This is a genomic window from Paraburkholderia antibiotica (genome assembly GCF_012927125.1).
Taxonomy (GTDB): Bacteria; Pseudomonadota; Gammaproteobacteria; order Burkholderiales; family Burkholderiaceae; genus Paraburkholderia; species Paraburkholderia antibiotica.
The window spans coordinates 14,291-39,626 of the sequence record NZ_JABBFZ010000016.1 but is presented as its reverse complement, the minus strand read 5'-3'; the positions used below and the strand labels follow the sequence as shown (position 1 = coordinate 39,626).

The window sequence follows — 25,336 nt, the reverse complement described above, 5'->3', positions numbered from 1 at the left end:
TAAAAAAACCCGCCGCTTGAACGGCGGGTCAAACAGCCTAATCGAAAAAACGACAGGCACCCGCTCAGGGAGGAGAAGCGGGGAGGTCAGCGCAAGGCGCCTTGCTCGATCGGTATGATATACCATTGTCTCGAAAAGTTTCCGGGAGCGGAGCAAGGCACCATTGGTCCACTCCACCCATCCACGATCTTCGATTCGATAATGAGCTTCTACCCGCACTATCGTCCGCGCCGCATGCGCCGTGACGACTTCTCGCGTCGCATGATGCGGGAAAACATTCTCACCACCAACGATCTGATCTACCCCGTCTTCATCGTCGAAGGCACGAACGTGCGCCAGGCGGTGCCGTCGATGCCGGGCGTCGAGCGCGTGTCGGTCGATCTGCTGATGGGTGTCGCCGAACAATGCGTCGAGCTGGGCGTGCCGGTGCTGTCGCTGTTCCCGGCCATCGAGCCGTCGCTGAAGACGCCCGACGGTCGCGAGGCAGCCAACCCGGCCGGTCTGATCCCGCGCGCGGTACGCGAGCTGAAGAAGCACTTCCCGGAGCTCGGCGTGCTCACCGACGTCGCGCTCGATCCGTACACGAGCCACGGCCAGGACGGCGTGCTCGACGAAGCCGGCTACGTGATCAACGACGAAACCGTCGAGATCCTCGTCGAGCAGGCGCGTGCGCAAGCCGAAGCGGGCGTCGACATCGTCGCGCCGTCGGACATGATGGACGGCCGCATCGGCGCGATCCGCGAAATGCTCGAGAGCGAGAACCACATTCACACGCGCATCATGGCCTACGCGGCGAAGTACGCTTCGGCGTTCTACGGCCCGTTCCGCGATGCCGTCGGTTCCGCGACGAACCTCGGCAAGAGCAACAAGATGACCTACCAGATGGACCCGGCCAATTCGAACGAAGCACTGCGCGAAGTGCAAGCGGACATCAACGAAGGCGCGGACATGGTGATGGTGAAGCCGGGCATGCCGTATCTCGACATCGTGCGTCGCGTGAAGGACGAATTCCAGTTCCCGACTTACGTGTACCAGGTAAGCGGCGAATACGCGATGCTGAAAGCCGCCGCGCAAAACGGCTGGCTCGATCACGACAAGGTCATGATGGAATCGCTGCTCGCGTTCAAGCGCGCTGGCGCTGACGGTGTGCTGACCTATTTCGCGCTCGATGCGGCGCGGCTGCTGCGCGCTCAGAAATAAGACGATGCGCGGTTATCGCGCGCGGTTGTCGAGATGAAAAAACGGAGGCGGGCCATCAAGGTCGCGCCTCCGTTTTTTTATGCCGTGTTCTGGCTGATCGCAGCGTTGCGCGGTCGTTGCCTTTGGTCGTTGCGTAGTGCAACGAGTCGGTCGATTACACGCCCGGTGCGCCAGCCCGGTCCAGCGTGCGCAGGAATTTATCCGCGGATTCGTAGCCAACCACCCTCAGCACTTCCTTGCCGCCCTGATCGAAGAAAATAATGCCCGGCGGCCCGAATAGCTTGAAGCGCTTGAGCAGCGCCTGATCGTCGGGATTGTTCGCGGTGACGTCGGCGCGCAGCAGATTCATCTGCTTCAGCTTCGCCTGAACACGTGGATCGCTGAAAGTGAATTTCTCCATTTCCTTGCAGCTCACGCACCAGTCTGCGTAGAAATCGAGCATTGCGGGCTGTGCAGCCGTTTTGACGGCCTGGTCGAGCTGGTCCGTCGAACGTACCTGCGCGAATGTCAGATCGCTCTGTGATGCCGCTGCGCTCGCGCCTGAGGCATTTGCGATGCTCGCCTGATTTCCGCCGCGTGCAGCGAGCACGGCGAGCGGCCGCAGCGGATCCGACGATCCCGCCGCGAGACCGACCAGCAGCGTCGCCGCCCACACCGCCATCACCACACCGACCGCCCGGCTGAAGCGGCGCCACGCCGAGGCGCCAACAACCGGCGCCGAAAACAGCCCGAGCGCAACAGCGGCGATCAGCAACCAGAGCGCGCTCAGCAGCATCGTCGCGGCCGCGCCGAGCATCGGCCAGACGATCCACAACGCCGCGGCAAGCAACACCACGCCGAAAAACACCTTCACGCTGTCCATCCACTTGCCCGCGCGCGGCAGCAGCGTACCGGCGCCAAGGCCGATGATCAGCAGTGGCACACCAAGCCCGAGGCCCATCGAAAACAGAGCCGCACCACCGAGCACCGCGTTGCCGGTGTGCGCGATGAACGCGAGCACGGCGAAGAGCGGCGCAGTCATGCATGCGCCCACCACCAGCGCCGACAACGCGCCCATGACGGCGACCGCAGCGAATTTGCCGCCGGAACGCCCCTCCGAGGCGCGCGACATGCGATCGCGCCAACGCGCCGGCATCTCGATGTCGACACCCGCGATCAGCAGCAGTGCGAAAACGGTCAGCAGAACACCGAACGCACCGAGCACCCATGGATTTTGCAGCCATGCGCCGAGGCTTTGTCCAACAAGCGCCGCGGCGACGCCGAGCACCGTGTACACGAGCGCCATCCCAATCACGTACGCCAGCGATAACGCAAAACCGCGCCCCCGCGTGACCCGCGCGCCTTCACCAATGATGATTGCCGACAGGATCGGAATCATCGGATACGAACAAGGCAGCAGGCTCAAAATCGCGCCTGCGACAAAATAGAGCCCGATGATCGCGAAGAAGCCGCCTCGCTGCAGCAGCGACTGCGCGTAATCGGCACTCGTTGCGCGCTCATACCAAGGTTCGTCGTCGGCGGCGGCCGATTGCTGCGAGGCGGCCGCATCCGCAGTTGTGCTGCCGGCGGCTTGCAACGCGGCGCCGCTCACGTGATACACACGCTCCATCGGCGGATAGCAGATGCCGGCGTCCGCACAGCCCTGCGACGTCACCGCCAGATCGAACGGCCCCGCCGCCTGCTTGACCGGGATATGGATCGTCAATTCGTTGCGATACGTCTCGACGTTCTTGTTGAACGTCTGATCGAACTTGACGTGACCGTTTGGCAACTGGGGCTCGCCGAGCGTCGCCGTGCCGTTGCGGGTCGCGAACGCGAAGCGCTCGCGGTACATGTAGTAGCCGTCGGCGATCTTGTACGTGACGAGGACCTCGCCCGGCTTTTCGGACGCGCTGAATTTAAACGCAACCGAGGGATCGAGGAAATCGTCAGCGGCGTGCGCGAACGTGCTGAATTGCGCAAGAATCGCACAGCCGAGCAGAAAGAATACGGTGCGCAGTACAGCGCGCGCACGCCGGTCGAGGCCGTTAAACATGGAGAGGGCGTTGAGTTTCAGCAGTGATCCACTGGCCGTACGCGGCGGACGCCGTCGCTTGCCATGAAAGGATTTCCGGCGTGTCGTAGGGATGGTTCGCCTGAATGTATTGCTCGAGCTCGAGCGCGCGAACGGTGCTGGTCTTGAACAGCAGTTGAATTTCCTGCTCGGTTTCGATCGCGCCCTGCCAGTGATAACTCGACTGCACGCTGCCCAGTTGAGTGACGCACGCGCACAGCCGCGCGGCCAGCGCATCCGCAGCGAGCTTCTGAGCGACGGCCGCGTCCGGCACCGTCGTCAAAATCAAGGTCACGTTCACACTCACACAGGACTCCGGCAATCCACGATTCAGATGCCGATATCGTATCACCTGGCCCTATCGGCCCGCAGAAGGCGACATGGTACGGACACTGCGTCTGGCAACTGGTGGGCGTGACTCACTTCAACCAGACGGCGGCCCGAAAAACAAAAAAGCCAGGCAATGCGCCTGGCTTTTTCTTGAAGCTAAAAAGCTTACTCAGCTTCTTGCACTTCCGTTTCTTCAACTTCCGGACGGTCGAGCAGTTCGACCAGTGCCATCGGTGCGTTGTCGCCGACGCGGAAACCGAACTTCAGGATACGCAGGTAGCCACCCGGGCGGTTTGCGAAGCGCGGGCCGAGCACGTCGAACAGCTTCGTGACCGAGTCACGATCGCGCAGGCGGTTGAACGCCAGACGACGATTTGCCAGCGACGGCTTCTTGCCGAGCGTGATCAGCGGCTCGACGACTTTACGGAGTTCTTTCGCCTTCGGCAGCGTGGTCTTGATGACTTCGTGCTCGATCAGCGAGTTGGACATGTTACGGAGCATTGCCAGACGGTGGCTGCTCGTGCGGTTCAGTTTCCGCAGACCATGACGGTGACGCATGTTAATTCCTTCAGTTCAAAGTTTTGGTCCAGCTCTTCTATCGCGCTCGATCTGCCCCATTGACAGCGGCAGTGAGCGCACGGGCCGGTAGTGAAAAAAGACAAGACGCGGATTTTAAAGGAAAATCCGCGTCTTTGCCAGTACACAGTACGCCAATACGACGGCGGGCTACACCCGAAATTACTTGTCGAGACCAGCCGGCGGCCAGTTTTCGAGCTTCATGCCGAGCGTCAGACCACGCGAGGCCAGAACTTCCTTGATCTCGTTCAGCGACTTGCGGCCCAGATTCGGCGTCTTCAGCAGCTCGTTTTCCGTGCGCTGGATCAGGTCGCCGATGTAATAGATGTTCTCGGCCTTCAGGCAGTTCGCGGAACGAACCGTCAGTTCGAGATCATCGACCGGACGCAACAGGATCGGATCGATCTGCGGTGCACGCGACGGCGCTTCCGCAGCTGCTTCCGTACCTTCCAGCGCCGCGAACACCGACAGCTGATCGACCAGAATGCGCGCCGATTGACGGATCGCTTCTTCCGGCGAAATCACACCGTTGGTTTCGATGTTCATCACGAGCTTGTCGAGGTCGGTACGCTGTTCGACACGAGCGCTTTCGACTGCATAGCTCACGCGACGAACCGGCGAGAACGACGCGTCCAGCACGATACGGCCGATGATCTTGGCCGACTCTTCGCCGTAACGACGCACGTTGCCCGGCACATAGCCACGGCCCTTTTCGACCTTGATCTGCACGTCGAGCTTGCCGCCCTTCGACAGATGCGCAATCACGTGATCCGGGTTGATGACTTCGCAATCGTGTGCGAGTTCGATATCACCGGCAGTAACCACGCCTTCGCCGTCCTTGCGCAGCGTAACCGTCACTTCGTCACGGTTATGCAGCTTGAAGACGACACCCTTCAGGTTCAACAACAGGTTGACCACATCCTCTTGCACACCGTCGAGCGTCGAATACTCATGCACGACGCCTGCGATCGTCACTTCGGTCGGCGCATAGCCCACCATCGACGACAGCAGCACGCGCCGAAGCGCGTTACCCAAGGTGTGGCCGTAACCGCGTTCAAACGGTTCCATGACCACTTTCGCGTGGCTCTCGCCAAGCGATTCAACTGCAATGATCTTGGGCTTCAACAAACTGGTTTGCATAGGTTTTCCTTTTCAATACCCTCGGCTCGTTACACCGATAAGGCTGACCGGTAACAACCTGAAAATAAACAGCCGAGACGCCCCCTTGCGCAACGCAATCGGGGCGCCCCGGCCGTCAATCCGATTACCGCGAATACAATTCGACGATCAGGCTTTCGTTGATGTCGCCAGCGATGTCGCTGCGTTCCGGCTTCTGCTTGAAGGTACCTTCGAACTTCTTCGCGTCGACCGCGACCCAGCTCGGCATGCCGCCTTGTTCTGCGAGCGACAGGGCTTCGACGATACGAGCCTGCTTCTTCTTCGCTTCGCGCACAGCGACGACGTCGCCAGCCTTCACTTGCATCGACGGGATGTTCGACACGACGCCGTTCACCGTGATCGCCTTGTGGCTCACGAGCTGACGTGCTTCAGCGCGCGTCGAGCCGAAGCCCATGCGATACACGACGTTGTCCAGACGCGACTCGAGCAGTTGCAGCAGGTTTTCACCCGTGTTGCCCTTCAGACGGTCTGCTTCAGCGAAGTAGCGGCGGAACTGACGCTCGAGCACGCCGTAGATACGCTTCACTTTTTGCTTTTCGCGCAGCTGCGTGCCGTAGTCGGACGTACGTGCGCCCGACGTGCGGCCGTGCTGACCGGGCTTGCTGTCAAGCTTGCACTTGTCAGCGAGCGAGCGGCGGGCGCTTTTCAGGAAGAGGTCGGTGCCTTCACGGCGGGACAGCTTGGCCTTCGGGCCGATATAACGTGCCACGTTAATTCCTTCTGTGATTGATCACGCGAATGCTCGCACTCGCGCTAGTCCGAACCCTTTGGGTCGAACGGTGGACTTAGTCAATTCAATAACGCGTGCAGCCTGCCGCCGCGAAAAGCGGCAACAGGCATTCGCGAAACAGCGTCTTAGATACGACGACGCTTCGGCGGACGGCAGCCGTTGTGCGGGACCGGCGTCACGTCGGAGATCGCGGTGATCTTGATGCCAAGACCATGCAACGCGCGCACCGCCGATTCACGGCCAGGACCGGGGCCCTTGATCCGCACTTCGAGGTTCTTCACGCCGTATTCCATCGCCACGCGACCAGCCGATTCAGCTGCAACCTGAGCTGCAAACGGGGTCGACTTACGCGAACCCTTGAAGCCCTGGCCACCCGACGTTGCCCAGGCAAGCGCGTTGCCTTGACGGTCGGTGATCGTGATGATGGTGTTGTTGAACGACGCGTGAACGTGAACCACGCCCTCGGCGACGTTCTTCTTGACCTTCTTGCGAACGCGTTGCGCCGCGGAGTTGTTCGAAGCCTTAGCCATTACGTTTTCCTGTAACTGTCAGTTCCGCTTACTTCTTCAGCGATTGCGCTGCACGACGCGGACCCTTGCGCGTACGGGCATTCGTACGCGTACGCTGGCCGCGCAGGGGGAGACCCTTACGATGCCGCACGCCACGATAGCAGCCGAGATCCATCAGGCGCTTGATGTTCATCGTCGTTTCACGGCGCAGATCGCCTTCAACGATGAACTTGCCGACTTCTTCACGCAGCTTTTCGAGGTCTGCGTCAGTCAGGTCTTTGACCTTCTTCGAAAATGCCACACCAGCAGCGACGCAAATGTCGCGCGAGCGCGTGCGGCCGACACCGTAAATAGCCGTCAGGCCGATTTCGGTATGCTGGTGATTCGGGATGTTAACCCCTGCGATACGAGCCATTGTTTTTCCTCAAACAAAAAGCGCAAGCAAAAGCGCGGCGTTCAGCCTTGACGCTGTTTGTGGCGCGGATCAGAGCTGCAAATCACGCGCACAACGCCTTTGCGCTTGATGATCTTGCAATTGCGGCAAATGCGCTTAACCGATGCCATCACTTTCATGATATTACCCTTTTTTCAAATCACTTCGCCCGGAACACGATCCGCGCACGCGACAGATCGTAAGGCGTCAATTCAACCGTCACCTTGTCGCCCGGCAGAATCCGGATGTAGTGCATCCGCATCTTGCCGGATATGTGTCCCAATACGACATGGCCGTTTTCCAGCTTCACCCTGAAGGTAGCGTTAGGCAGGTTCTCAATTACTTCGCCCTGCATCTGGATAACATCGTCTTTGGCCATAAGTCCTTTCAACGCATCGGGACGCCGCCGCCTTTGAAATTAGCTTTCTTCAGCAGCGATTCATACTGTTGCGACATAACGTACGACTGCACCTGCGCCATGAAATCCATTGTGACGACGACAATGATCAGCAGCGACGTTCCACCAAAATAAAACGGCACGTTCCAGCGCAGCACCAGAAATTCGGGTAGCAGGCAAACGAACACGATGTAGATCGCACCGGCCAGCGTCAAACGCGTGAGGATGCGGTCGATATATCGCGCCGTCTGATCGCCCGGGCGGATGCCAGGAACGAAAGCGCCACTCTTTTTCAGGTTGTCGGCCGTTTCCCTGCTGTTGAACACCAGTGCGGTGTAGAAGAAGCAGAAGAAAACGATCGCCAACGCGTACAGCAACACGTACACGGGCTGACCGGGCTTCAGGGCTTCGGCCACGTTGTGCAACGTGTCTGCGAACCAGCTGGTACGCGACCCCGAACTAAACCAGTTCAGGATGGTTGCCGGGAAGAGAATGATCGACGATGCGAAGATCGGCGGAATCACGCCCGACATGTTCAGCTTCAGCGGCAAATGCGAAGACTGGCCGCCGTAAATCTTGTTGCCAACCTGCCGTTTCGCGTAGTTCACAAGAATCTTGCGCTGGCCGCGTTCGATGAACACCACCAGATACGTCACAGCAGCAATCAGCGCGACGACGATAATCGCCGAGATGATGCTCATCGAACCAGTTCGCACCAGTTCAAAGAGACCACCGATTGCGTTCGGGAAACCCGCCGCAATGCCGCCGAAAATGATGATCGAGATACCGTTGCCAAGCCCGCGCTCCGTGATCTGCTCACCCAGCCACATCAGGAACATCGTGCCGGTCACCAGCGTCACGACCGTCGTCAAGCGGAACACCATACCCGGATCGATCACGAGGCCCGGCTGATTTTCCAGTGCGACGGCAATACCGAACGCCTGGAACGTTGCCAGCACGACCGTAAAGACACGCGTGTACTGCGTAATCTTCCGTTGACCTGCCTGCCCTTCTTTTTTCAGCGCTTCGAGTTGCGGCGAGACAATCGCCAGCAACTGCATGATGATCGACGCCGAAATATACGGCATGATCCCCAGCGCGAAAATCGTGAACCGCGAAAGTGCGCCACCCGAGAACATGTTGAACATGCCAAGGATGCCGCCCGACTGGCTTTGAAACAACTTCGCCAGTTGGTCCGGGTCGATACCCGGCACCGGAATGTGCGCGCCGATACGGTAGACGATCAACGCCAGCAGCAGGAACACTGCTCGCCGACGCAGATCGCCAAACTTCGCCGCGCTGCGACCGGGTTTTGCGAGACTCGGGCTGTTAGCCAAGTACCTTCTCCGATGCAAATGCTAGTGACGGCAAATAATTTGCGCGTTACTCGGCAAAAGAGCCGCCAGCTGCTTCGATAGCAGCACGTGCGCCCTTCGTCGCACCCAGACCCTTCACAACGACCTTGCGCTTGAGCTCGCCCGTCGCGATGATCTTGGCGCTACGGATCAGCTCGCCGACCAGGCCGGCTTGCTTGAGAGCCAACAGATCGATTTCGTCGACCGGCAGCTTCTCGATATCCGAGAGACGCACTTCACCGACGAATTCCTTCGTCAGCGAGGTGAAGCCACGCTTCGGCAGGCGACGTTGCAGCGGCATCTGACCGCCTTCGAAGCCAACCTTGTGAAAGCCGCCCGAACGCGACTTCTGACCCTTGTGACCACGGCCAGCGGTCTTGCCGAGGCCGGAGCCGATGCCGCGACCAACGCGACGCTTTGCGTGCTTCGCGCCTTCAGCCGGCTTCAGGTTATTCAATTCCATTATCAACTCCTTGAGTCCTGGTCAGCCGCTTAGCCGATGACCTTAACGAGGTACGAAACCTTGTTGATCATGCCTCGCACAGCCGGCGTGTCCTGCAACTCGCTAACCGAGTTGAGTCGGCGCAGGCCCAAGCCACGCACCGTTGCGCGGTGCGATTCACGGGTGCCGATCAGGCTCTTGACGAGCTGGACCTTGACAATTTTTTCAGACATGGTGTCCACCTTTAGCCCAGAATGTCTTCGACGGACTTGCCACGCTTCGCAGCGATGTCGGCCGGCGTGGACTGCTTGCGCAGGCCGTCGAGCGTCGCACGAACGAGGTTGTACGGGTTCGTCGAACCGTGGCTCTTGGCCACAACGTTCTGCACGCCCATCACGTCGAACACTGCGCGCATCGGGCCACCAGCGATCACACCGGTACCGTCCTTGGCCGGAGCCAGGAGGACCATCGATGCGCCGTGCTTACCGTGCACTTCGTGTTGCAGGGTACCGTTCTTCAGCGGCACCTTGAACATGTTGCGGCGAGCCTGTTCCATCGCCTTCTGGACAGCGACCGGCACTTCCTTCGCCTTGCCCTTGCCCATACCGACGCGGCCATCACCGTCGCCAACCACGGTCAGTGCAGCGAAGCCGAGAATACGGCCACCCTTCACGACCTTGGTCACGCGGTTGACCGAGATCATCTTTTCACGAAGGCCGTCGTCGCGTTCGTCAGCCTGAACTTTAGCTTGCATCTTTGCCATGACGAATTCTTCCCTTAGAACTTGAGTCCGGCTTCGCGCGCCGCATCAGCCAGCGCTTTCACGCGGCCGTGGTAACGGAAACCCGAACGGTCGAAGGCGACGGATTCGATGCCGGCAGCCTTAGCCTTTTCTGCAATGCGCTTACCGATCAGGGTCGCAGCAGCAACGTTGCCGCCCTTGCCCGATTGATCGGCCAGTTGCGCACGCACTTCGGCTTCGAGCGTCGACGCGCTGGCGAGCACCTTGGTGCCGCACGGCGAGAACACTTGCGCATAGATGTGCGTGTTCGTGCGATGCACGGCGAGACGCGCGACCTGCAGCTCAGCGATCTTGATACGCGTCTGACGAGCGCGGCGCAGGCGAGATTGAGTCTTATCCATGATTGCGCACCCTTACTTCTTCTTCGTTTCTTTGAGGATCACAACCTCGTCGGAATAACGTACGCCCTTGCCCTTATACGGCTCCGGCGGACGGTAGCCGCGCACTTCTGCAGCGACCTGACCGACTTGTTGCTTGTTGATCCCCTTGATCACGATTTCGGTTTGCGACGGGGTTTCAGCCTTGATGCCGGTAGGCATCTGGTGCACCACCGGGTGCGAGAAACCCAGCGACAGGTTCAGCTTGTCGCCTTGCGCCTGTGCGCGGTAACCAACGCCAACCAGCGTCAGCTTGCGCTCGAAACCCTTCGTCACGCCGTGCACCATGTTCGCAACCAGTGCGCGCATCGTGCCCGACATCGCATTCGCTTCGCGGCTTTCGTCGACCGGCTCGAACTTCAGCGTGCCGTTGTCGTTCACCACCTTCACGAGGCTATTAACAGCCTGCGAAATCGTACCCAACGGACCCTTGACAGTGATGCTTTCGCCGCTCAGGGCCACTTCGGCGCCTTGCAGCGCGATCGGGCTCTTACCTACTCGAGACATGTTTCTCTCCTTTCGGCCTTAAGCGACGTAGCAGATGACTTCGCCGCCAACGCCCGTTGCACGTGCCTTGCGGTCCGTCATCACGCCCTTCGGCGTCGACACGATTGCCACGCCCAGGCCATTCATGACCACGGGGATGTCGTTACGGCCGCGGTACACACGCAGACCAGGCTTCGAGACGCGTTCGATGCGCTCGATGACCGGACGGCCAGCGTAATACTTCAACACGATGTTCAATTCCGACTTCGCACCTTCGGACTTCACTGCGAAATCGTCGATATAACCTTCGTCCTTCAGGACCTGCGCAATCGCAACCTTGACTTTCGACGAGGGCATAGTCACCGAAACTTTCTCGACCATCTGCGCATTGCGGATGCGAGTCAGCATATCGGCGATAGGATCACTCATGCTCATTTATGTTTCTCCTATTACCAGCTCGCCTTGGTCAGGCCAGGGATCTCGCCGCGGAACGCGATTTCACGAATCTTGTTACGCGCCAGCCCGAATTTACGGAACGTGCCACGCGGACGACCGGTAATTGCGCAGCGGTTGCGCTTACGAGTCGGATTAGAGTTGCGCGGCAATTGTTGCAGTTCCAGACGTGCGGCGTAGTGCTCTTCGTCCGACTTGCTCATATCGCCAATGATCGCCTTCAACTCTGCACGCTTGGGAGCGTACTTAGCAGCGAGGCGAGCACGCTTCTTTTCACGTTCGATCAGTGCCAGTTTAGCCACGGTAACCTCAGTTTCTGAACGGGAACTTGAAGCCGGCGAGCAGAGCCTTTGCTTCGTCGTCAGTCTTCGCAGTCGTCGTGATGCTGATGTTCAGCCCACGCAGTGCGTCGATCTTGTCGTAGTCGATTTCGGGGAAAATGATCTGCTCTTTCACACCGATGTTGTAGTTGCCGCGACCGTCGAACGCCTTGCCCGACACGCCACGGAAGTCGCGCACACGGGGGAGCGCAACCGTCACGAAACGGTCCAGGAATTCGTACATAGCCTGGCCACGCAGGGTGACCATTGCGCCGATCGGATAGCCCTGACGGATCTTGAAGCCAGCAATTGCCTTGCGTGCCTTCGTGATCACCGGCTTCTGACCTGCGATCTTCGTCAGATCGCCAACAGCGTTTTCGATGATCTTCTTGTCAGCGACGGCTTCGCCAAGGCCCATGTTCAGGGTGATCTTGGTGATGCGCGGCACTTCCATCACGGACTTGTAACCGAACTTCTCGACGAGAACGGGTACAACCTTTTCTTTGTAAAACTCTTGCAAACGAGCCATTTTTTACTCCGCAGCGTCAGGCGCTCAGCACGGCACCGGTCGTCTTCAGGAAACGAACCTTCTTGTCCCCTTCGACCTTGATGCCTACACGCGATGGCTTGCCATTCGCGTCGACCAATGCGACGTTCGAAATTTGCAGCGGCATCGTCTTGGCTTCCACACCGCCAGTCGTACCCTTCATCGGGTTCGGCTTGACGTGCTTCTTGACGAGGTTGATGCCCTCGACAGTCACGGTCTCGCCGTGAACGGCCAGCACAACGCCACGCTTGCCCTTATCTTTGCCGGTGATGACGATAACTTCGTCACCTTTGCGAATCTTGTTCATCGCGACTCCTTACAGCACTTCTGGCGCCAGCGAAACGATCTTCATGAATCGTTCGCTACGCAACTCGCGCGTGACAGGCCCGAAAATACGGGTACCGATCGGTTCGAGCTTGGTGTTGAGCAACACAGCTGCGTTGCCGTCGAACTTGATCAGCGAGCCGTCCTGACGGCGCACGCCCTTGGCGGTGCGAACCACCACGGCGTTGTAGATTTCGCCTTTCTTCACGCGCCCGCGCGGCGTTGCCTCTTTGACAGTCACCTTGATGATGTCGCCAATGCTGGCATAACGACGCTTCGAGCCGCCGAGCACCTTGATGCACATGACTTCACGTGCACCCGTGTTGTCGGCCACTTCAAGCCGAGTTTCGGTCTGGATCATGGTTTATCTTTCCCAACTTAATCCGGTCACACCACCATGGCGCTTCCCGGTCAGTCTTGGTCCCGTCAGCCAATCGGCTGCTTGGGTTAGAACAGCAGCGACGGCAAACGAAACCCGCCATCGCAATCCGGTGAATCCTTCGGAACAGGCTGGCGCCCGATCCGCTTCCCCCACCAACTTCGCCCGCGACGGGGCTCCCATAAAGAGGGAAGACCGAGATTATAACAAATAATCTCGGTCTTGCAAGCGAAATCTACTGCGATTTCAATTACTTCTACAGCGGTGCGACATTAGATGACGCGAGCAGCCTCGACCAGGCGAGCCACAACCCAAGCTTTCGTCTTCGAAATCGGACGAGTTTCCTGGATTTCAACGAGGTCGCCCTCGTTGTACGTGTTCGCATCGTCGTGCGCGTGGTACTTCTTCGAACGCACAACGTACTTGCCGTAGATCGGGTGCTTCACGCGGTGCTCGACCAGCACGGTAACCGTCTTGTCCATCTTGTTGCTGACGACCTTGCCGACCAGCGTCCGCTTGAGCGAGGTTTTTACGCTATCGTTCATTTCTGGTTCGCCTTCTCAGTCAGGACGGTCCGCACACGTGCGATGTCGCGACGAACCTTCTTCAGCTGGCTCGTGTTCGTGAGCTGCTGGGTCGCGAGTTGCATGCGCAGGCCGAATTGCGCCTTCAACAGGTCCGACAGCTCCTTGTTGAGCGCGGCCTGATCTTTCTGGTGAAGTTCGGAAGCCTTCATCATTTGCTCCTTAGGCGCCGAGCTGACGAACGATAAACGTCGTCTTCAGCGGCAGCTTCGCTGCAGCCAGACGGAACGCTTCGCGTGCCAGTTCTTCGGTTACGCCGTCCATTTCGTACAGCATCTTGCCCGGTTGAATCTCAGCGACGTAGTACTCCGGGTTACCCTTACCGTTACCCATACGCACTTCCGCCGGCTTGGTCGAGATCGGCTTGTCCGGGAAGATCCGGATCCAGATGCGGCCACCGCGCTTGATGTGACGCGTCATTGCACGACGCGCCGCTTCGATCTGGCGCGCGGTCAGACGGCCACGACCGACAGCCTTCAGGCCGAATTCACCGAACGACACCGCGTTGCCGCGGGTAGCAACGCCGGTGTTACGACCTTTCTGCTCTTTGCGATACTTTCTGCGTTTCGGTTGCAGCATCGTTATTCTCCAGTCTTCCCGTCGCCGGCACCGCCGGTACGACGAGGAGCGCCACGGCGTGCACCTGCCGGGCCACCACCTTCACCATCACGACGCGGACGGCGATCGCCACCCGGACGTGCGTTGCGGCGCGGACGCTTTTCTTCGGCGACTTCTTCGACCACCGGTGCGTCGTTGCGGCCGAGCGTGTCGCCCTTGTAGACCCACACCTTCACGCCGATGATGCCGTACGTCGTCTTTGCTTCCGACGTCGCGTAGTCGATATCAGCACGCAGCGTATGAAGCGGCACGCGACCTTCGCGATACCATTCCGTACGAGCGATTTCGATACCGTTCAGACGGCCTGCGCTCATGATCTTGATGCCTTGGGCACCCAGACGCATCGCGTTCTGCATCGCACGCTTCATCGCGCGGCGGAACATAATCCGGCGCTCGAGCTGCTGCGTGATCGAATCAGCGATCAGTTGCGCATCGGTTTCCGGCTTGCGGATTTCTTCGATGTTGACGTGAACCGGGACGCCCATGCGCTTTTGCAGCTCGGACTTCAGCAGTTCGATGTCTTCACCCTTCTTGCCGATCACGACACCCGGACGCGAGCTGAAAATCGTGATACGTGCGTTCTTTGCAGGACGCTCGATCACAACGCGGCCGACGGACGCGTTCTTCAGCTTCTTCTTCAGGTATTCACGAACACCGATGTCTTCCTGCAACATCGCCGCGAAATTGTTGTTGTTCGCGTACCAACGCGAAGCCCAATTGCGGCTGACGGCCAAACGGAAGCCAGTCGGATGAATTTTCTGTCCCATCGTATGACCCCTTAATTCCCGACCGTCACAGTGATGTGACAGGATTGCTTCTCGATGCGGTTACCACGGCCTTTAGCGCGCGCGGTAAAACGCTTGAGCGACGCTGCCTTGTCGACGTAGATGCTCGTGATCTTGAGCTCGTCGATATCGGCGCCTTCGTTGTGCTCCGCATTCGCGATCGCCGACAGCACGACCTTTTTCACGATTCCCGCAGCCTTCTTCGGCGAGAACGTCAGAACGTTCAGCGCCTTGTCGACCGGCAAACCGCGGATCTGGTCAGCCACAAGGCGCGTTTTCTGCGCCGAGATGCGGGCACCGCGATGAATTGCTTTCACTTCCATCTTGATAGCCCCTTATTTCTTGGCCTTCTTGTCGGCCGCGTGACCCTTGAACGTACGGGTCAGTGCGAACTCGCCAAGCTTGTGGCCGACCATGTTTTCCGTGACATACACCGGAACGTGTTGACGGCCGTTATGAACGGCGATCGTCAGGCCGATGAAGTCCGGCAGGATCGTCGAACGACGCGACCAGGTCTTGATCGGTTTCTTGTCGCGCGTAGCTGCAGCCGCCTCAACCTTCTTCAGCAAATGGGCGTCGCAGAACGGACCTTTCTTAATAGAACGTGCCATTGCCTACTCCTTAACGCTTGTGACGGCGCTGGACGATCATGCTCGTCGTGCGCTTGTTGCTGCGGGTGCGATAGCCCTTCGCCGGCGTGCCCCACGGGCTTACCGGATCGCGACCAGCCGCAGTCTTGCCTTCGCCACCACCGTGCGGGTGGTCGACCGGGTTCATTGCAACGCCACGCACCGTCGGGCGGATACCGCGCCAGCGGTTCGCGCCAGCCTTACCGATTTGACGGAGGCTATGCTCTTCGTTGCCCACTTCACCGATCGTGGCGCGGCACTCAACGTGCACGCGGCGGATTTCGCCCGAACGCAGACGAACCTGCGCGTAGACGCCTTCGCGTGCCAGCAGCATTGCCGACGTACCAGCCGAACGCGCCATTTGCGCGCCCTTGCCCGGCAGCATTTCGATGCAGTGAATCGTCGTACCAACCGGAATGTTGCGGATCGGCAGCGTGTTACCTGCGCGGATCGGCGCTTCCGAACCCGACATCAGTTGCTGACCGACGGTGACACCCTTCGGAGCGATGATGTAGCGACGCTCGCCGTCTGCGTACAGAACCAGCGCGATGTTCGCGCTACGGTTCGGGTCGTACTCGAGACGCTCGACCTTTGCCGGAATACCATCCTTCGTGCGACGGAAGTCGACGACACGATAGTGATGCTTGTGACCACCACCCTTGTGACGCGTGGTGATGTGACCGTTGTTGTTACGGCCGGCGGTCGAGGATTGCGAATCGAGCAGCGCTGCGAACGGCTTGCCCTTATGCAGATCCTTGTTGACCACCTTGACCATCGCGCGGCGACCCGGCGAAGTCGGCTTAACTTTAACGATTGCCATGATTACTTGGCCTCCGCTTCAAAGTTGATTTCCTGGCCGGGCTTCAGGCAGACGTACGCCTTCTTCACGTCCTTGCGCTTGCCCATGAAGCGGCCAAAGCGCTTGGCTTTGCCCTTCGAGACCAGCACGTTGACGGAATCGACTTCCACCTTGAACAGCAGCTCGACTGCAGCTTTCACTTCCTGCTTCGTGGCATCCGGCGCGACTTCGAACACAACCTGCTCGTTTTTGTCAGCAACCAGCGTCGCCTTTTCGGAGACCACCGGCGCGAGCAGGACCTGCATCAAACGATGATCGTTCTTGCGAATCTCGCTCATGACAGCAACTCCTCGATCTGGGCGACCGCAGCCTTCGTGATCAGGATCTTCTTGAAGTAGATCAGCGACAGCGGGTCGGCGTAACGCGGCTCGACAACCGCCACGTGGGCGAGGTTGCGCGACGCGAGGTACAGGTTTTCGTCAACCGTGTCGGTAATCACCAGCACGGAGTCGAGACCCATCGCCTTGAATTTTTCGGCCAGCAGCTTCGTCTTCGGTGCTTCGAGCGTCAGCTCGTCGACCACCGAGATACGGCCTTCGCGGGCCAGCTGCGAGAAGATCGAGCAGAGACCTGCGCGATGCATCTTCTTGTTGACCTTGTGCGAAAAGTTTTCTTCCGGCGAATTCGGGAAGATACGGCCACCGCCGCGCCACAGCGGGCTCGACGACATACCGGCACGAGCGCGGCCCGTACCCTTCTGGCGCCACGGCTTCTTGGTCGTGTGCTTGACCTGCTCACGATCCTTCTGCGCACGGTTGCCGCTACGGGCATTCGCTTGATACGCCACCACGACCTGGTGAATCAGGGCTTCGTTGTAATCGCGGCCGAACACGACGTCCGACGCGCTAACGCCTGCACCTTCCTGACCATTGGCATTCAGGAGCTTAAGTTCCATTATTTCGCTCCTTTCACGGCACGCGTCTTCACGGCCGGCGTAACGAATACCTTGCCACCCTTCGCACCCGGAACGGCGCCCTTGACCAGCAACAGCTTGCGGTCAGCGTCGATACGAGCGATTTCGAGGTTTTGCACCGTTACCTTCTCGTCACCCATGTGACCGGTCATGCGCTTACCCGGGAAAACACGACCCGGATCCTGCGCCATACCGATCGAGCCCGGCACGTTGTGCGAGCGCGAGTTACCGTGCGATGCACGGCCAGACGCGAAGTTGTAACGCTTGATGGTACCGGCGTAGCCCTTACCGATCGACACGCCTTGCACGTCGACCTTCTGGCCTACTTCGAACAGCTCGGGACCAACCACGGTGCCGCTCGACAGCTCGGCAGCCTTAGCGGCATCGATCTGGAATTCTTTGAGGATTTCACCGGCTTGAACGCCAGCTTTGGCGAGATGACCTGCCAGCGGCTTCGTCACACGCGATGCACGGCGCGTACCGAAGGTAACCTGCACGGCCGTGTAGCCGTCGGTTTCAACAGTCTTGATCTGCGTCACGCGGTTGTCGGACACGTCCAGCACGGTGACGGGAATCGAATCCCCTTCAGCCGTGAAGATACGGGTCATGCCAACCTTGCGACCTACGAGTCCAAGGCTCATCGTTTTCTCCATTCCCGACTGCGATTGGTCGGGGCTAATTTACAAAATGCCGGCGCCGTTTCGGGCATGAAACCATGCTGCAGCACGCCGACTTTTTTACGCAAATGCGCGAAAAGCCCACTATTATAGCGAGCCGTTTCGTTTTTCGCAAGCAATCAATGACTTAGCGCCGTCCGGCTTACCAGACAAGGGCTGGAAGCCTTACTGCAGCTTGATTTCAACGTCCACGCCGGCCGGCAGATCCAGCTTCATCAGCGCATCGACGGTCTTATCCGTCGGATCGACGATGTCCATCAGGCGCAGGTGCGTGCGGATTTCAAGCTGGTCGCGCGACGTCTTGTTGACGTGCGGCGAACGCAGGATGTCGAAGCGTTGAATGCGGGTCGGCAGGGGCACCGGACCACGAACGATTGCGCCAGTCCGCTTTGCCGTGTCGACGATTTCAGCTGCCGATTGATCGATCAGGCGATAGTCGAAAGCCTTCAGGCGAATGCGGATTTTCTGATTCTGCATGACGAATTCCTTGAAAAGAGCGAGGCGGTATTGCGCCGCCAGATAGTAAAAGAACGTAGAACCGGGCGTCCCGCTTGGGGCGGGCGCCCGACTCCGGGCACCACTACTGCATGTACTACAAGATCAATCCGTGATTTTACTCGAGAATCTTTGCAACCACACCAGCGCCGACCGTACGGCCGCCTTCGCGAATTGCGAAACGCAGACCTTCTTCCATCGCGATCGGGTTGATCAGCTTCACCGTGATCGACACGTTGTCGCCCGGCATGACCATTTCCTTGTCCTTCGGCAGCTCGATCGAGCCCGTCACGTCCGTCGTACGGAAGTAGAACTGCGGACGGTAGTTGTTGAAGAATGGCGTATGACGGCCACCTTCGTCCTTGCTCAGCACGTACACTTCAGCCGTGAAGTGCGTGTGCGGGTTGATCGAGCCCGGCTTCGCCAGAACCTGACCACGCTCCACGTCTTCACGCTTCGTGCCGCGCAGCAGGATACCAACGTTGTCGCCTGCCTGACCCTGGTCGAGCAGCTTGCGGAACATTTCCACGCCCGTGCAGGTCGTCTTCGCCGTCGCCTTGATACCGACGATTTCGATTTCTTCGCCGACCTTGATGATGCCGCGCTCAACGCGACCCGTCACCACCGTGCCGCGACCCGAGATCGAGAACACGTCTTCCACCGGCATCAGGAACGCACCGTCAACCGCGCGCTCCGGCGTCGGGATGTACGTGTCCAGTGCGTCGGCCAGGCTCATGATCGCCACTTCGCCCAGCTCGCCCTTGTCGCCTTCCAGCGCCAGCTTGGCCGAACCCTTGATGATCGGCGTGTCGTCGCCCGGGAAGTCGTACTTCGACAGAAGTTCGCGAACTTCCATTTCGACGAGTTCCAGCAGCTCAGCGTCGTCCACCATGTCGCACTTGTTCAGGAACACGATGATGTACGGAACGCCAACCTGACGCGCCAGCAGGATGTGCTCACGCGTTTGCGGCATCGGGCCGTCTGCAGCCGAGCACACCAGGATTGCGCCGTCCATCTGCGCTGCGCCCGTGATCATGTTCTTCACGTAGTCAGCGTGGCCCGGGCAGTCGACGTGTGCGTAGTGGCGGTTAGCCGTTTCGTACTCGACGTGCGCAGTGTTGATGGTAATACCACGTGCCTTTTCTTCCGGTGCTGCGTCGATCTGGTCGTATGCCTTCGCTTCGCCGCCGAACTTCTGCGTCAGAACCGTCGTGATCGCTGCCGTCAGCGTGGTCTTGCCGTGGTCAACGTGACCGATCGTGCCCACGTTCACGTGCGGCTTGGTCCGTTCGAATTTACCTTTAGCCATGTTTCTCTTCTTTCAGAAAGTTAATCGTTGAATGACTTTGCCGCGCGATTACTTCGACTTGGCGTTGATGATCGCTTCCGACACGTTACGCGGTGCTTCAGCGTAGTGCTTGAACTCCATCGTGTACGTTGCACGACCTTGGGTCAGCGAACGCAGCGACGTCGAGTAGCCGAACATTTCCGACAGCGGCACTTCTGCGCGGACGATCTTGCCGCCGCCAACCATGTCGTCCATGCCCTGAACGATACCGCGACGGCCCGACAGGTCGCCCATCACGTTGCCCATGTAGTCTTCCGGCGTTTCGACTTCAACAGCCATCATCGGTTCGAGGATGACCGGTTGAGCCTTGCGCATTGCTTCCTTGAACGCCATCGAACCGGCCATGCGGAACGCATTTTCGTTCGAGTCAACGTCGTGGTACGAACCGAACGTCAGGTGAACCTTGACGTCGACAACCGGGAAGCCTGCCAGCACGCCTGCCTTCAACGTTTCCTGGATACCCTTGTCCACCGCCGGGATGTATTCGCGCGGAATCACACCGCCCTTGATCTCGTCGAGGAACTCGTAGCCCTTGCCCTGCTCGTTCGGCTCGAGCGTGATGACCGCGTGACCGTACTGGCCGCGACCACCCGACTGCTTGACGAACTTGCCGTCAACGTCTTCCGCCTTGCCGCGAATCGTTTCGCGGTAAGCAACCTGCGGCTTGCCGACCGTTGCTTCCACGCCGAATTCGCGCTTCATACGATCAACCAGAATTTCGAGGTGGAGCTCGCCCATACCCGAAATGATGGTTTGGCCCGATTCTTCGTCCGTTTGAACGCGGAACGACGGATCTTCCTGTGCCAGACGGTTCAGCGCCAGACCCATCTTTTCCTGGTCGGGCTTCGTCTTCGGCTCAACAGCCTGCGAAATCACCGGCTCCGGGAAAATCATGCGTTCGAGCACGATCGGGCTTTGCGGATCGCACAGCGTGTCACCCGTGGTTGCTTCCTTCAGGCCCACTGCTGCAGCGATGTCGCCTGCGCGCACTTCCTTGATTTCTTCGCGCTGGTTCGCGTGCATCTGCAGAATACGACCGAGACGTTCCTTCTTGTCCTTGGTCGCGTTCAGCACCGTGTCGCCCGAATTGACGACGCCCGAGTACACGCGGAAGAAGATCAACTGGCCGACGAACGGGTCGGTCATGATCTTGAATGCCAGTGCCGAGAACTTTTCGTCGTCGGATGCGCGACGCTCGCCCTTTTCACCGTTTTCGAGTTCGCCGGTAACCGGCGGAATGTCGATCGGCGACGGCAGGAAGTCCAGAACGGCGTCGAGCATACGCTGCACGCCCTTGTTCTTGAACGCGGTGCCGCACAGCATCGGCTGGATTTCGCAAGCGATCGTACGGTCGCGCAGACCCTTGATGATTTCCGCTTCGGAGAGCTCGCCCTCTTCCAGGTACTTGTTCATCAGGTCTTCGTTCGACTCAGCAGCCGCCTCGACCATCTTTTCGCGCCATTCGTTGCACGAATCGACCAGTTCAGCCGGGATGTCTTCGTACGAGAACTTGGTGCCTTGCGACGCGTCGTCCCAAATGATCGCCTTCATCTTCAGCAGATCGACGACGCCCGTGAAGTTCTCTTCCGCGCCGATCGGCACGACGACGGGAACCGGGTTCGCCTTCAGACGCAGCTTGAGCTGGTCGTAGACCTTGAAGAAGTTCGCGCCGGTACGGTCCATCTTGTTGATGAACGCGAGACGGGGAACCTTGTACTTGTTCGCCTGACGCCACACGGTTTCCGACTGGGGCTGAACGCCACCCACAGCACAGTAGACCATGCACGCGCCGTCGAGCACGCGCATCGAACGCTCGACTTCGATCGTGAAGTCGACGTGGCCCGGGGTGTCGATGATGTTGATGCGGTGCTCGGCGCGGTCGCCAGCCATACCCTTCCAGAATGCCGTCGTGGCAGCGGAGGTAATCGTGATACCGCGTTCCTGTTCCTGCTCCATCCAGTCCATGGTGGCAGCGCCGTCGTGAACTTCACCAATCTTGTGGTTCACGCCCGTGTAGAACAGAATGCGCTCGGTCGTCGTCGTCTTGCCGGCGTCGATGTGAGCGCTAATACCGATGTTACGGTAGCGCTCGATAGGAGTCTTGCGAGCCACTTTGATCCTCTATTGGGATGACGCGATGCGAGAAATACCCATCGCGCTGTAACACAAACGGGCGAGGCGCTTTTGAAGCGCACCCGCCCGGAATTTCTTTCCGTTTTTCCGCTAAACCCGAAGTCGGGAAGCTTAGAAACGGAAGTGCGAGAACGCCTTGTTGGCTTCTGCCATCCGGTGAACTTCGTCGCGCTTCTTCATCGCGCCGCCACGGCCTTCGGCCGCTTCGGAGAGTTCACCTGCCAGACGCAGGGCCATCGACTTCTCGCTGCGCTTCTTCGCGGCTTCACGCAGCCAACGCATCGCCAATGCCATACGACGCGACGGGCGCACTTCGACCGGAACCTGATAGTTCGCACCACCAACGCGGCGGCTCTTCACTTCGACCACCGGCTTGACGTTGTTGAGCGCCACCGTGAACACTTCCAGCGGGTCCTTGCCACCCTTGGTCTGGATCTGTTCGAAAGCGCCGTACACTATACGCTCGGCAACCGACTTCTTGCCGGAGAGCATCAGCACGTTCATGAACTTTGCTACATCAACGTTACCGAACTTCGGATCCGGCAACACTTCCCGCTTGGGGACTTCGCGACGACGCGGCATGTTTCTTCCTTTACTTTTCAGTTGGAGCTATTCATAGCCCCGCGGCCACCAACTAACCCGATTCATCCGTAAGACTTACCAGCCTGGTCGGGTGACCACTTACTCGATAGCACCGACTATTCCGGCACCATCGCCATTAACCGCCTGTGCAGGCGACCTGAAACTACGACTGACCGGCTAATTACTTGCCAGCCTTGGCACGCTTCGCACCGTACTTCGAGCGAGCCTGCTTACGATCCTTGACGCCCTGGGTATCCAGCGAGCCGCGAACCATGTGGTAACGCACACCTGGCAAGTCCTTCACACGGCCGCCGCGAATCAGCACGACCGAGTGTTCCTGCAGGTTGTGGCCTTCACCACCGATGTACGAAATGACTTCGAAGCCATTCGTCAGACGAACCTTGGCGACCTTACGGAGTGCCGAGTTCGGCTTCTTCGGCGTCGTGGTGTACACACGGGTGCACACGCCGCGACGCTGGGGGCAGTCCTGCAAGGCCGGGCTCTTGCTCTTCGTCGTTTCCGACGTGCGGCCTTTGCGAACCAGTTGATTGATGGTTGGCATTGTTTATTCCTGAAATTGAACAAAATCGACGCATCTGTTTCCGGGCAAAGCGGAAACGCCTGCGCATCGAACTTCCAGCTGGCCTGCTCATGCACGACTCGTTTTTGTTAACTCAAGCCGTGCGTGGGCATTCCAAGAACCGGAACCTAGCATAATATTCCGAAAATACTAAGGGAGTCAACAGGTTGCGATGTTTCGCACCCTGTGGATCCATGAAAACCGCCGGGCAAAGGTCGGCCGGGGTCAGTCCGCGGCCACGACGTGCAGCAATTCGTAGCCGAAACGATCGAGCTTACGCGCGCCCATACCGGGAATGCCACGCAGATCGTCGATCGAACCGGGGCCAAGCCGGGCAATTTCCGCAAGCGTCGCGTCGTGAAAAATCACGTACGCCGGCACGCCGTCGCTCTTCGCGGTTTCGGTTCGCCACATGCGCAGACGCTCCCAGCGGGCGCGCTCGCGCGGGCCCATGCCGATCGTCGGATCGGCGCGCTCGCTCGTGCGGCCGGACGACTGCCGCGTGCGCGTCGGTTTCACGTAGCGGCGCATCGTGACTTTCTGCTCGCCCTTGAGCACCGGCTTGCTCGCCTCCGTCAGCACCAGCGAGCCAAAGCCCTCGTGATCGACCGTTAGATAGCCGAACGCGACGAGCTGGCGAAACACCGCGCGCCATTCCGGCTCGCCGAGCGCCGCACCGATACCGAACGTGGTCAGTTTCTCGTGGCCGCGCTGCATGATTTTCTCGCTACGATTGCCACGCAGAATGTCGATCAGATGGCCGGCGCCGAAGTGAAAGCCGCTCGCCCGTTGCGCGCGAAACACGCACGACAGCGCCATCTGCGCCTCGCGTGTCCCATCCCACGTCGGCGGCGGTTCGAGGCAGTTGTCGCAGTTGCCACATGGCTGGCTCGCTTCGCCGAAGTACGCGAGCAGCCGCACACGCCGGCACGTCGCCGTTTCGCACAGACCGAGCAGCGCGTCGAGTTTGCCGGTCTGCACGCGCTTGTGCGCCTCGTCGGCTTCGGACTCGTCGATCATCTTGCGCTGCTGCACAACGTCGCCGAGCCCGTAGGCCATCCACGCGTTCGACGGCATGCCGTCGCGGCCCGCGCGGCCGGTTTCCTGGTAGTACCCTTCGACGCTCTTCGGCAGGTCCAGATGCGCGACGAACCGCACGTCAGGTTTGTCGATCCCCATGCCGAACGCGATCGTCGCACACATCACGATGCCTTCCTCGCGCTGGAACATCTCCTGGTGCTTCTGACGCACCTCGAATTCCATACCGGCGTGATACGGCAGCGCGCGCATGCCCTTTTCCTTCAGCCACTCCGCGGTCTCCTCGACCTTGCGGCGCGACAGGCAATAGACGACACCCGCGTCGGTCGTACCATCTGCCTTCGTATGTTCCGCGCGGATGAAGTCCAGCAACTGCGTACGCGCATTGTCCTTTTCGACGATCCGGTAGCGGATGTTCGGCCGGTCGAAGCTCGACACGAACACGCGCGCATCATCGAGCGCGAGGCGGTGAATGATTTCGTCGCGGGTGATCGCGTCCGCGGTAGCCGTAAGCGCGATGCGCGGCACGTCAGGAAAGCGCTCGTGCAGCACCGACAGCTGGATATATTCGGGCCGGAAATCGTGCCCCCATTGCGACACGCAATGCGCTTCGTCGATCGCGAAGAGGCCGATGCGCGTGCGCTCGAGCAACTCCTGAAAGCGCGGCGTCATCAGCCGTTCCGGCGCCACGTACAGCAGGTCGATGTCGCCGTCGCGCAGCGCGCGCTCGGTCGCCATCGCTTCCGCGCTCGACAGCGTCGAGTTCAGATATGCAGCGCGCACGCCGACTTCGGTCAGCGCGGCCACCTGGTCTTGCATCAACGCGATCAGCGGCGACACCACGATGCCCGTACCGAAGCCGCGTTCGCGCCGCACCAGCGACGGAATCTGGTAACACAGCGATTTGCCGCCGCCTGTCGGCATCAACACGAGGCAATCGCCGCCATCGGCGACGTGTTCGACAATTTCGCCCTGCTGGCCTCTGAATGCGGGATAACCGAAGACTTCGTTGAGGATTTCGAGCGGACGGGACATGAATTTGAGAGAGGCGGCGAAAGGGGCGGCTTTTAAGCAGTGACACGAATTTTACCAACGCATTCGCTCCACGCCCTCGGTTTGCGACAACGTTAGCCGATTGGCCTAGGCATCATCGACGCAATTCCGTCGACATGCGCCGTATCGCGCACGAAAGAAACGCGCATA

37 protein-coding genes are annotated in these 25,336 nt (G+C 59.5%); 1 reads left to right on the top strand and 36 read right to left on the bottom strand.

Annotation, left to right across the window (positions count from 1 at the left end; translation table 11 throughout):
• The first annotated feature begins 201 nt into the window (after positions 1-201).
• Complete coding sequence (hemB, locus tag HHL14_RS23340; RefSeq protein WP_169499955.1) at positions 202-1,200, top strand: porphobilinogen synthase; 999 nt, start codon at positions 202-204, stop codon at positions 1,198-1,200.
• Between the two features lie 154 nt (positions 1,201-1,354).
• Here hemB and dsbD read toward each other — a convergent pair whose 3' ends face one another.
• From dsbD to recQ, 36 genes are all read right to left on the bottom strand, one after another.
• Complete coding sequence (gene dsbD / locus HHL14_RS23335; RefSeq protein ID WP_169499954.1) at positions 1,355-3,235, bottom strand: protein-disulfide reductase DsbD; 1,881 nt, start codon at positions 3,233-3,235, stop codon at positions 1,355-1,357.
• Positions 3,228-3,560 carry a divalent-cation tolerance protein CutA gene (gene cutA / locus HHL14_RS23330; RefSeq protein WP_169499953.1) on the bottom strand — a complete coding sequence of 111 codons (333 nt, stop codon included), beginning with the start codon at positions 3,558-3,560 and terminating at the stop codon, positions 3,228-3,230. Before cutA ends, dsbD begins: the two co-directional genes overlap by 8 nt.
• A gap of 188 nt (positions 3,561-3,748) precedes the next feature.
• Positions 3,749-4,141 carry a 50S ribosomal protein L17 gene (gene rplQ / locus HHL14_RS23325; RefSeq protein WP_075303257.1) on the bottom strand — a complete coding sequence of 131 codons (393 nt, stop codon included), beginning with the start codon at positions 4,139-4,141 and terminating at the stop codon, positions 3,749-3,751.
• 180 nt (positions 4,142-4,321) lie between these two features.
• Positions 4,322-5,299, bottom strand: a complete 978-nt coding sequence (locus HHL14_RS23320) for a DNA-directed RNA polymerase subunit alpha (RefSeq protein ID WP_075303258.1) — start codon at positions 5,297-5,299, stop codon at positions 4,322-4,324.
• 124 nt (positions 5,300-5,423) lie between these two features.
• Positions 5,424-6,047 (bottom strand): 30S ribosomal protein S4, encoded by a 624-nt coding sequence (gene rpsD / locus HHL14_RS23315; RefSeq protein ID WP_169499952.1) that lies wholly within the window; start codon positions 6,045-6,047, stop codon positions 5,424-5,426.
• A gap of 146 nt (positions 6,048-6,193) precedes the next feature.
• Positions 6,194-6,598 (bottom strand): 30S ribosomal protein S11, encoded by a 405-nt coding sequence (rpsK, locus tag HHL14_RS23310; RefSeq protein WP_006052224.1) that lies wholly within the window; start codon positions 6,596-6,598, stop codon positions 6,194-6,196.
• 28 nt (positions 6,599-6,626) lie between these two features.
• Positions 6,627-6,992, bottom strand: a complete 366-nt coding sequence (gene rpsM / locus HHL14_RS23305) for a 30S ribosomal protein S13 (RefSeq protein ID WP_013589830.1) — start codon at positions 6,990-6,992, stop codon at positions 6,627-6,629.
• 41 nt (positions 6,993-7,033) lie between these two features.
• The gene (rpmJ, locus tag HHL14_RS23300) at positions 7,034-7,150 is read right to left on the bottom strand and encodes a 50S ribosomal protein L36 (protein ID WP_004199844.1); all 117 of its coding nucleotides are present in this window, start codon (positions 7,148-7,150) and stop codon (positions 7,034-7,036) included.
• Positions 7,151-7,170: 20 nt separating this feature from the next.
• A complete protein-coding gene (gene infA, locus HHL14_RS23295) occupies positions 7,171-7,389 on the bottom strand; it encodes a translation initiation factor IF-1 (protein WP_004521905.1) in 219 nt (72 codons plus the stop codon).
• Positions 7,390-7,397: 8 nt separating this feature from the next.
• Positions 7,398-8,744: a preprotein translocase subunit SecY gene (secY, locus tag HHL14_RS23290; RefSeq protein WP_169499951.1), complete on the bottom strand. Its 1,347-nt coding sequence runs from the start codon at positions 8,742-8,744 to the stop codon at positions 7,398-7,400.
• A 46-nt stretch (positions 8,745-8,790) separates the two neighbouring features.
• Positions 8,791-9,225 carry a 50S ribosomal protein L15 gene (gene rplO / locus HHL14_RS23285; protein ID WP_062128337.1) on the bottom strand — a complete coding sequence of 145 codons (435 nt, stop codon included), beginning with the start codon at positions 9,223-9,225 and terminating at the stop codon, positions 8,791-8,793.
• Between the two features lie 29 nt (positions 9,226-9,254).
• The gene (rpmD, locus tag HHL14_RS23280; protein ID WP_169499950.1) at positions 9,255-9,437 is read right to left on the bottom strand and encodes a 50S ribosomal protein L30; all 183 of its coding nucleotides are present in this window, start codon (positions 9,435-9,437) and stop codon (positions 9,255-9,257) included.
• Between the two features lie 11 nt (positions 9,438-9,448).
• Complete coding sequence (gene rpsE / locus HHL14_RS23275; protein ID WP_134197254.1) at positions 9,449-9,967, bottom strand: 30S ribosomal protein S5; 519 nt, start codon at positions 9,965-9,967, stop codon at positions 9,449-9,451.
• 14 nt (positions 9,968-9,981) lie between these two features.
• On the bottom strand, positions 9,982-10,347 hold the full coding sequence (gene rplR / locus HHL14_RS23270; protein WP_008923336.1) for a 50S ribosomal protein L18: 366 nt from the start codon (positions 10,345-10,347) through the stop codon (positions 9,982-9,984).
• Positions 10,348-10,359: 12 nt separating this feature from the next.
• The gene (gene rplF, locus HHL14_RS23265) at positions 10,360-10,890 is read right to left on the bottom strand and encodes a 50S ribosomal protein L6 (RefSeq protein WP_169499949.1); all 531 of its coding nucleotides are present in this window, start codon (positions 10,888-10,890) and stop codon (positions 10,360-10,362) included.
• Positions 10,891-10,908: 18 nt separating this feature from the next.
• Positions 10,909-11,304: a 30S ribosomal protein S8 gene (gene rpsH, locus HHL14_RS23260; RefSeq protein WP_006052216.1), complete on the bottom strand. Its 396-nt coding sequence runs from the start codon at positions 11,302-11,304 to the stop codon at positions 10,909-10,911.
• Positions 11,305-11,318: 14 nt separating this feature from the next.
• The gene (gene rpsN / locus HHL14_RS23255; RefSeq protein ID WP_006052215.1) at positions 11,319-11,624 is read right to left on the bottom strand and encodes a 30S ribosomal protein S14; all 306 of its coding nucleotides are present in this window, start codon (positions 11,622-11,624) and stop codon (positions 11,319-11,321) included.
• 7 nt (positions 11,625-11,631) lie between these two features.
• Positions 11,632-12,171 (bottom strand): 50S ribosomal protein L5, encoded by a 540-nt coding sequence (rplE, locus tag HHL14_RS23250; RefSeq protein WP_169499948.1) that lies wholly within the window; start codon positions 12,169-12,171, stop codon positions 11,632-11,634.
• 16 nt (positions 12,172-12,187) lie between these two features.
• Entirely contained in the window at positions 12,188-12,496 is a 309-nt protein-coding gene (rplX, locus tag HHL14_RS23245) for a 50S ribosomal protein L24 (protein ID WP_008923340.1), read from the bottom strand.
• Positions 12,497-12,505: 9 nt separating this feature from the next.
• On the bottom strand, positions 12,506-12,874 hold the full coding sequence (rplN, locus tag HHL14_RS23240; protein WP_006998478.1) for a 50S ribosomal protein L14: 369 nt from the start codon (positions 12,872-12,874) through the stop codon (positions 12,506-12,508).
• A gap of 290 nt (positions 12,875-13,164) precedes the next feature.
• Entirely contained in the window at positions 13,165-13,437 is a 273-nt protein-coding gene (rpsQ, locus tag HHL14_RS23235) for a 30S ribosomal protein S17 (protein ID WP_007180129.1), read from the bottom strand.
• Entirely contained in the window at positions 13,434-13,628 is a 195-nt protein-coding gene (gene rpmC / locus HHL14_RS23230; protein WP_007180130.1) for a 50S ribosomal protein L29, read from the bottom strand. The genes rpsQ and rpmC overlap by 4 nt, the downstream gene beginning before the upstream one ends.
• 10 nt (positions 13,629-13,638) lie before the next feature.
• Positions 13,639-14,055: a 50S ribosomal protein L16 gene (rplP, locus tag HHL14_RS23225; protein ID WP_008923342.1), complete on the bottom strand. Its 417-nt coding sequence runs from the start codon at positions 14,053-14,055 to the stop codon at positions 13,639-13,641.
• A 2-nt stretch (positions 14,056-14,057) separates the two neighbouring features.
• A complete protein-coding gene (rpsC, locus tag HHL14_RS23220; RefSeq protein WP_169499947.1) occupies positions 14,058-14,861 on the bottom strand; it encodes a 30S ribosomal protein S3 in 804 nt (267 codons plus the stop codon).
• An 11-nt stretch (positions 14,862-14,872) separates the two neighbouring features.
• Positions 14,873-15,202, bottom strand: coding sequence for a 50S ribosomal protein L22 (gene rplV / locus HHL14_RS23215; protein ID WP_007730533.1), 330 nt, complete (start codon positions 15,200-15,202; stop codon positions 14,873-14,875).
• 12 nt (positions 15,203-15,214) lie between these two features.
• Positions 15,215-15,490, bottom strand: a complete 276-nt coding sequence (gene rpsS, locus HHL14_RS23210; RefSeq protein ID WP_027797286.1) for a 30S ribosomal protein S19 — start codon at positions 15,488-15,490, stop codon at positions 15,215-15,217.
• Positions 15,491-15,500: 10 nt separating this feature from the next.
• On the bottom strand, positions 15,501-16,328 hold the full coding sequence (gene rplB, locus HHL14_RS23205; protein WP_169499946.1) for a 50S ribosomal protein L2: 828 nt from the start codon (positions 16,326-16,328) through the stop codon (positions 15,501-15,503).
• A gap of 2 nt (positions 16,329-16,330) precedes the next feature.
• Positions 16,331-16,645 carry a 50S ribosomal protein L23 gene (rplW, locus tag HHL14_RS23200; RefSeq protein ID WP_169499945.1) on the bottom strand — a complete coding sequence of 105 codons (315 nt, stop codon included), beginning with the start codon at positions 16,643-16,645 and terminating at the stop codon, positions 16,331-16,333.
• A complete protein-coding gene (gene rplD / locus HHL14_RS23195; protein ID WP_007180136.1) occupies positions 16,642-17,262 on the bottom strand; it encodes a 50S ribosomal protein L4 in 621 nt (206 codons plus the stop codon). The genes rplW and rplD overlap by 4 nt, the downstream gene beginning before the upstream one ends.
• Complete coding sequence (gene rplC / locus HHL14_RS23190) at positions 17,262-17,921, bottom strand: 50S ribosomal protein L3 (protein ID WP_169499944.1); 660 nt, start codon at positions 17,919-17,921, stop codon at positions 17,262-17,264. Before rplC ends, rplD begins: the two co-directional genes overlap by 1 nt.
• Positions 17,922-18,122: 201 nt before the next feature.
• Positions 18,123-18,434 carry a 30S ribosomal protein S10 gene (gene rpsJ / locus HHL14_RS23185; RefSeq protein ID WP_017777154.1) on the bottom strand — a complete coding sequence of 104 codons (312 nt, stop codon included), beginning with the start codon at positions 18,432-18,434 and terminating at the stop codon, positions 18,123-18,125.
• A gap of 136 nt (positions 18,435-18,570) precedes the next feature.
• Entirely contained in the window at positions 18,571-19,761 is a 1,191-nt protein-coding gene (gene tuf / locus HHL14_RS23180; protein WP_169499934.1) for an elongation factor Tu, read from the bottom strand.
• Between the two features lie 48 nt (positions 19,762-19,809).
• A complete protein-coding gene (gene fusA / locus HHL14_RS23175) occupies positions 19,810-21,912 on the bottom strand; it encodes an elongation factor G (RefSeq protein ID WP_169499943.1) in 2,103 nt (700 codons plus the stop codon).
• A gap of 132 nt (positions 21,913-22,044) precedes the next feature.
• The gene (rpsG, locus tag HHL14_RS23170) at positions 22,045-22,515 is read right to left on the bottom strand and encodes a 30S ribosomal protein S7 (RefSeq protein WP_006053291.1); all 471 of its coding nucleotides are present in this window, start codon (positions 22,513-22,515) and stop codon (positions 22,045-22,047) included.
• Between the two features lie 181 nt (positions 22,516-22,696).
• The gene (gene rpsL / locus HHL14_RS23165; protein ID WP_006053290.1) at positions 22,697-23,077 is read right to left on the bottom strand and encodes a 30S ribosomal protein S12; all 381 of its coding nucleotides are present in this window, start codon (positions 23,075-23,077) and stop codon (positions 22,697-22,699) included.
• Positions 23,078-23,320: 243 nt separating this feature from the next.
• Entirely contained in the window at positions 23,321-25,168 is a 1,848-nt protein-coding gene (recQ, locus tag HHL14_RS23160; protein ID WP_169499942.1) for a DNA helicase RecQ, read from the bottom strand.
• Between the last annotated feature and the right edge of the window lie 168 nt (positions 25,169-25,336).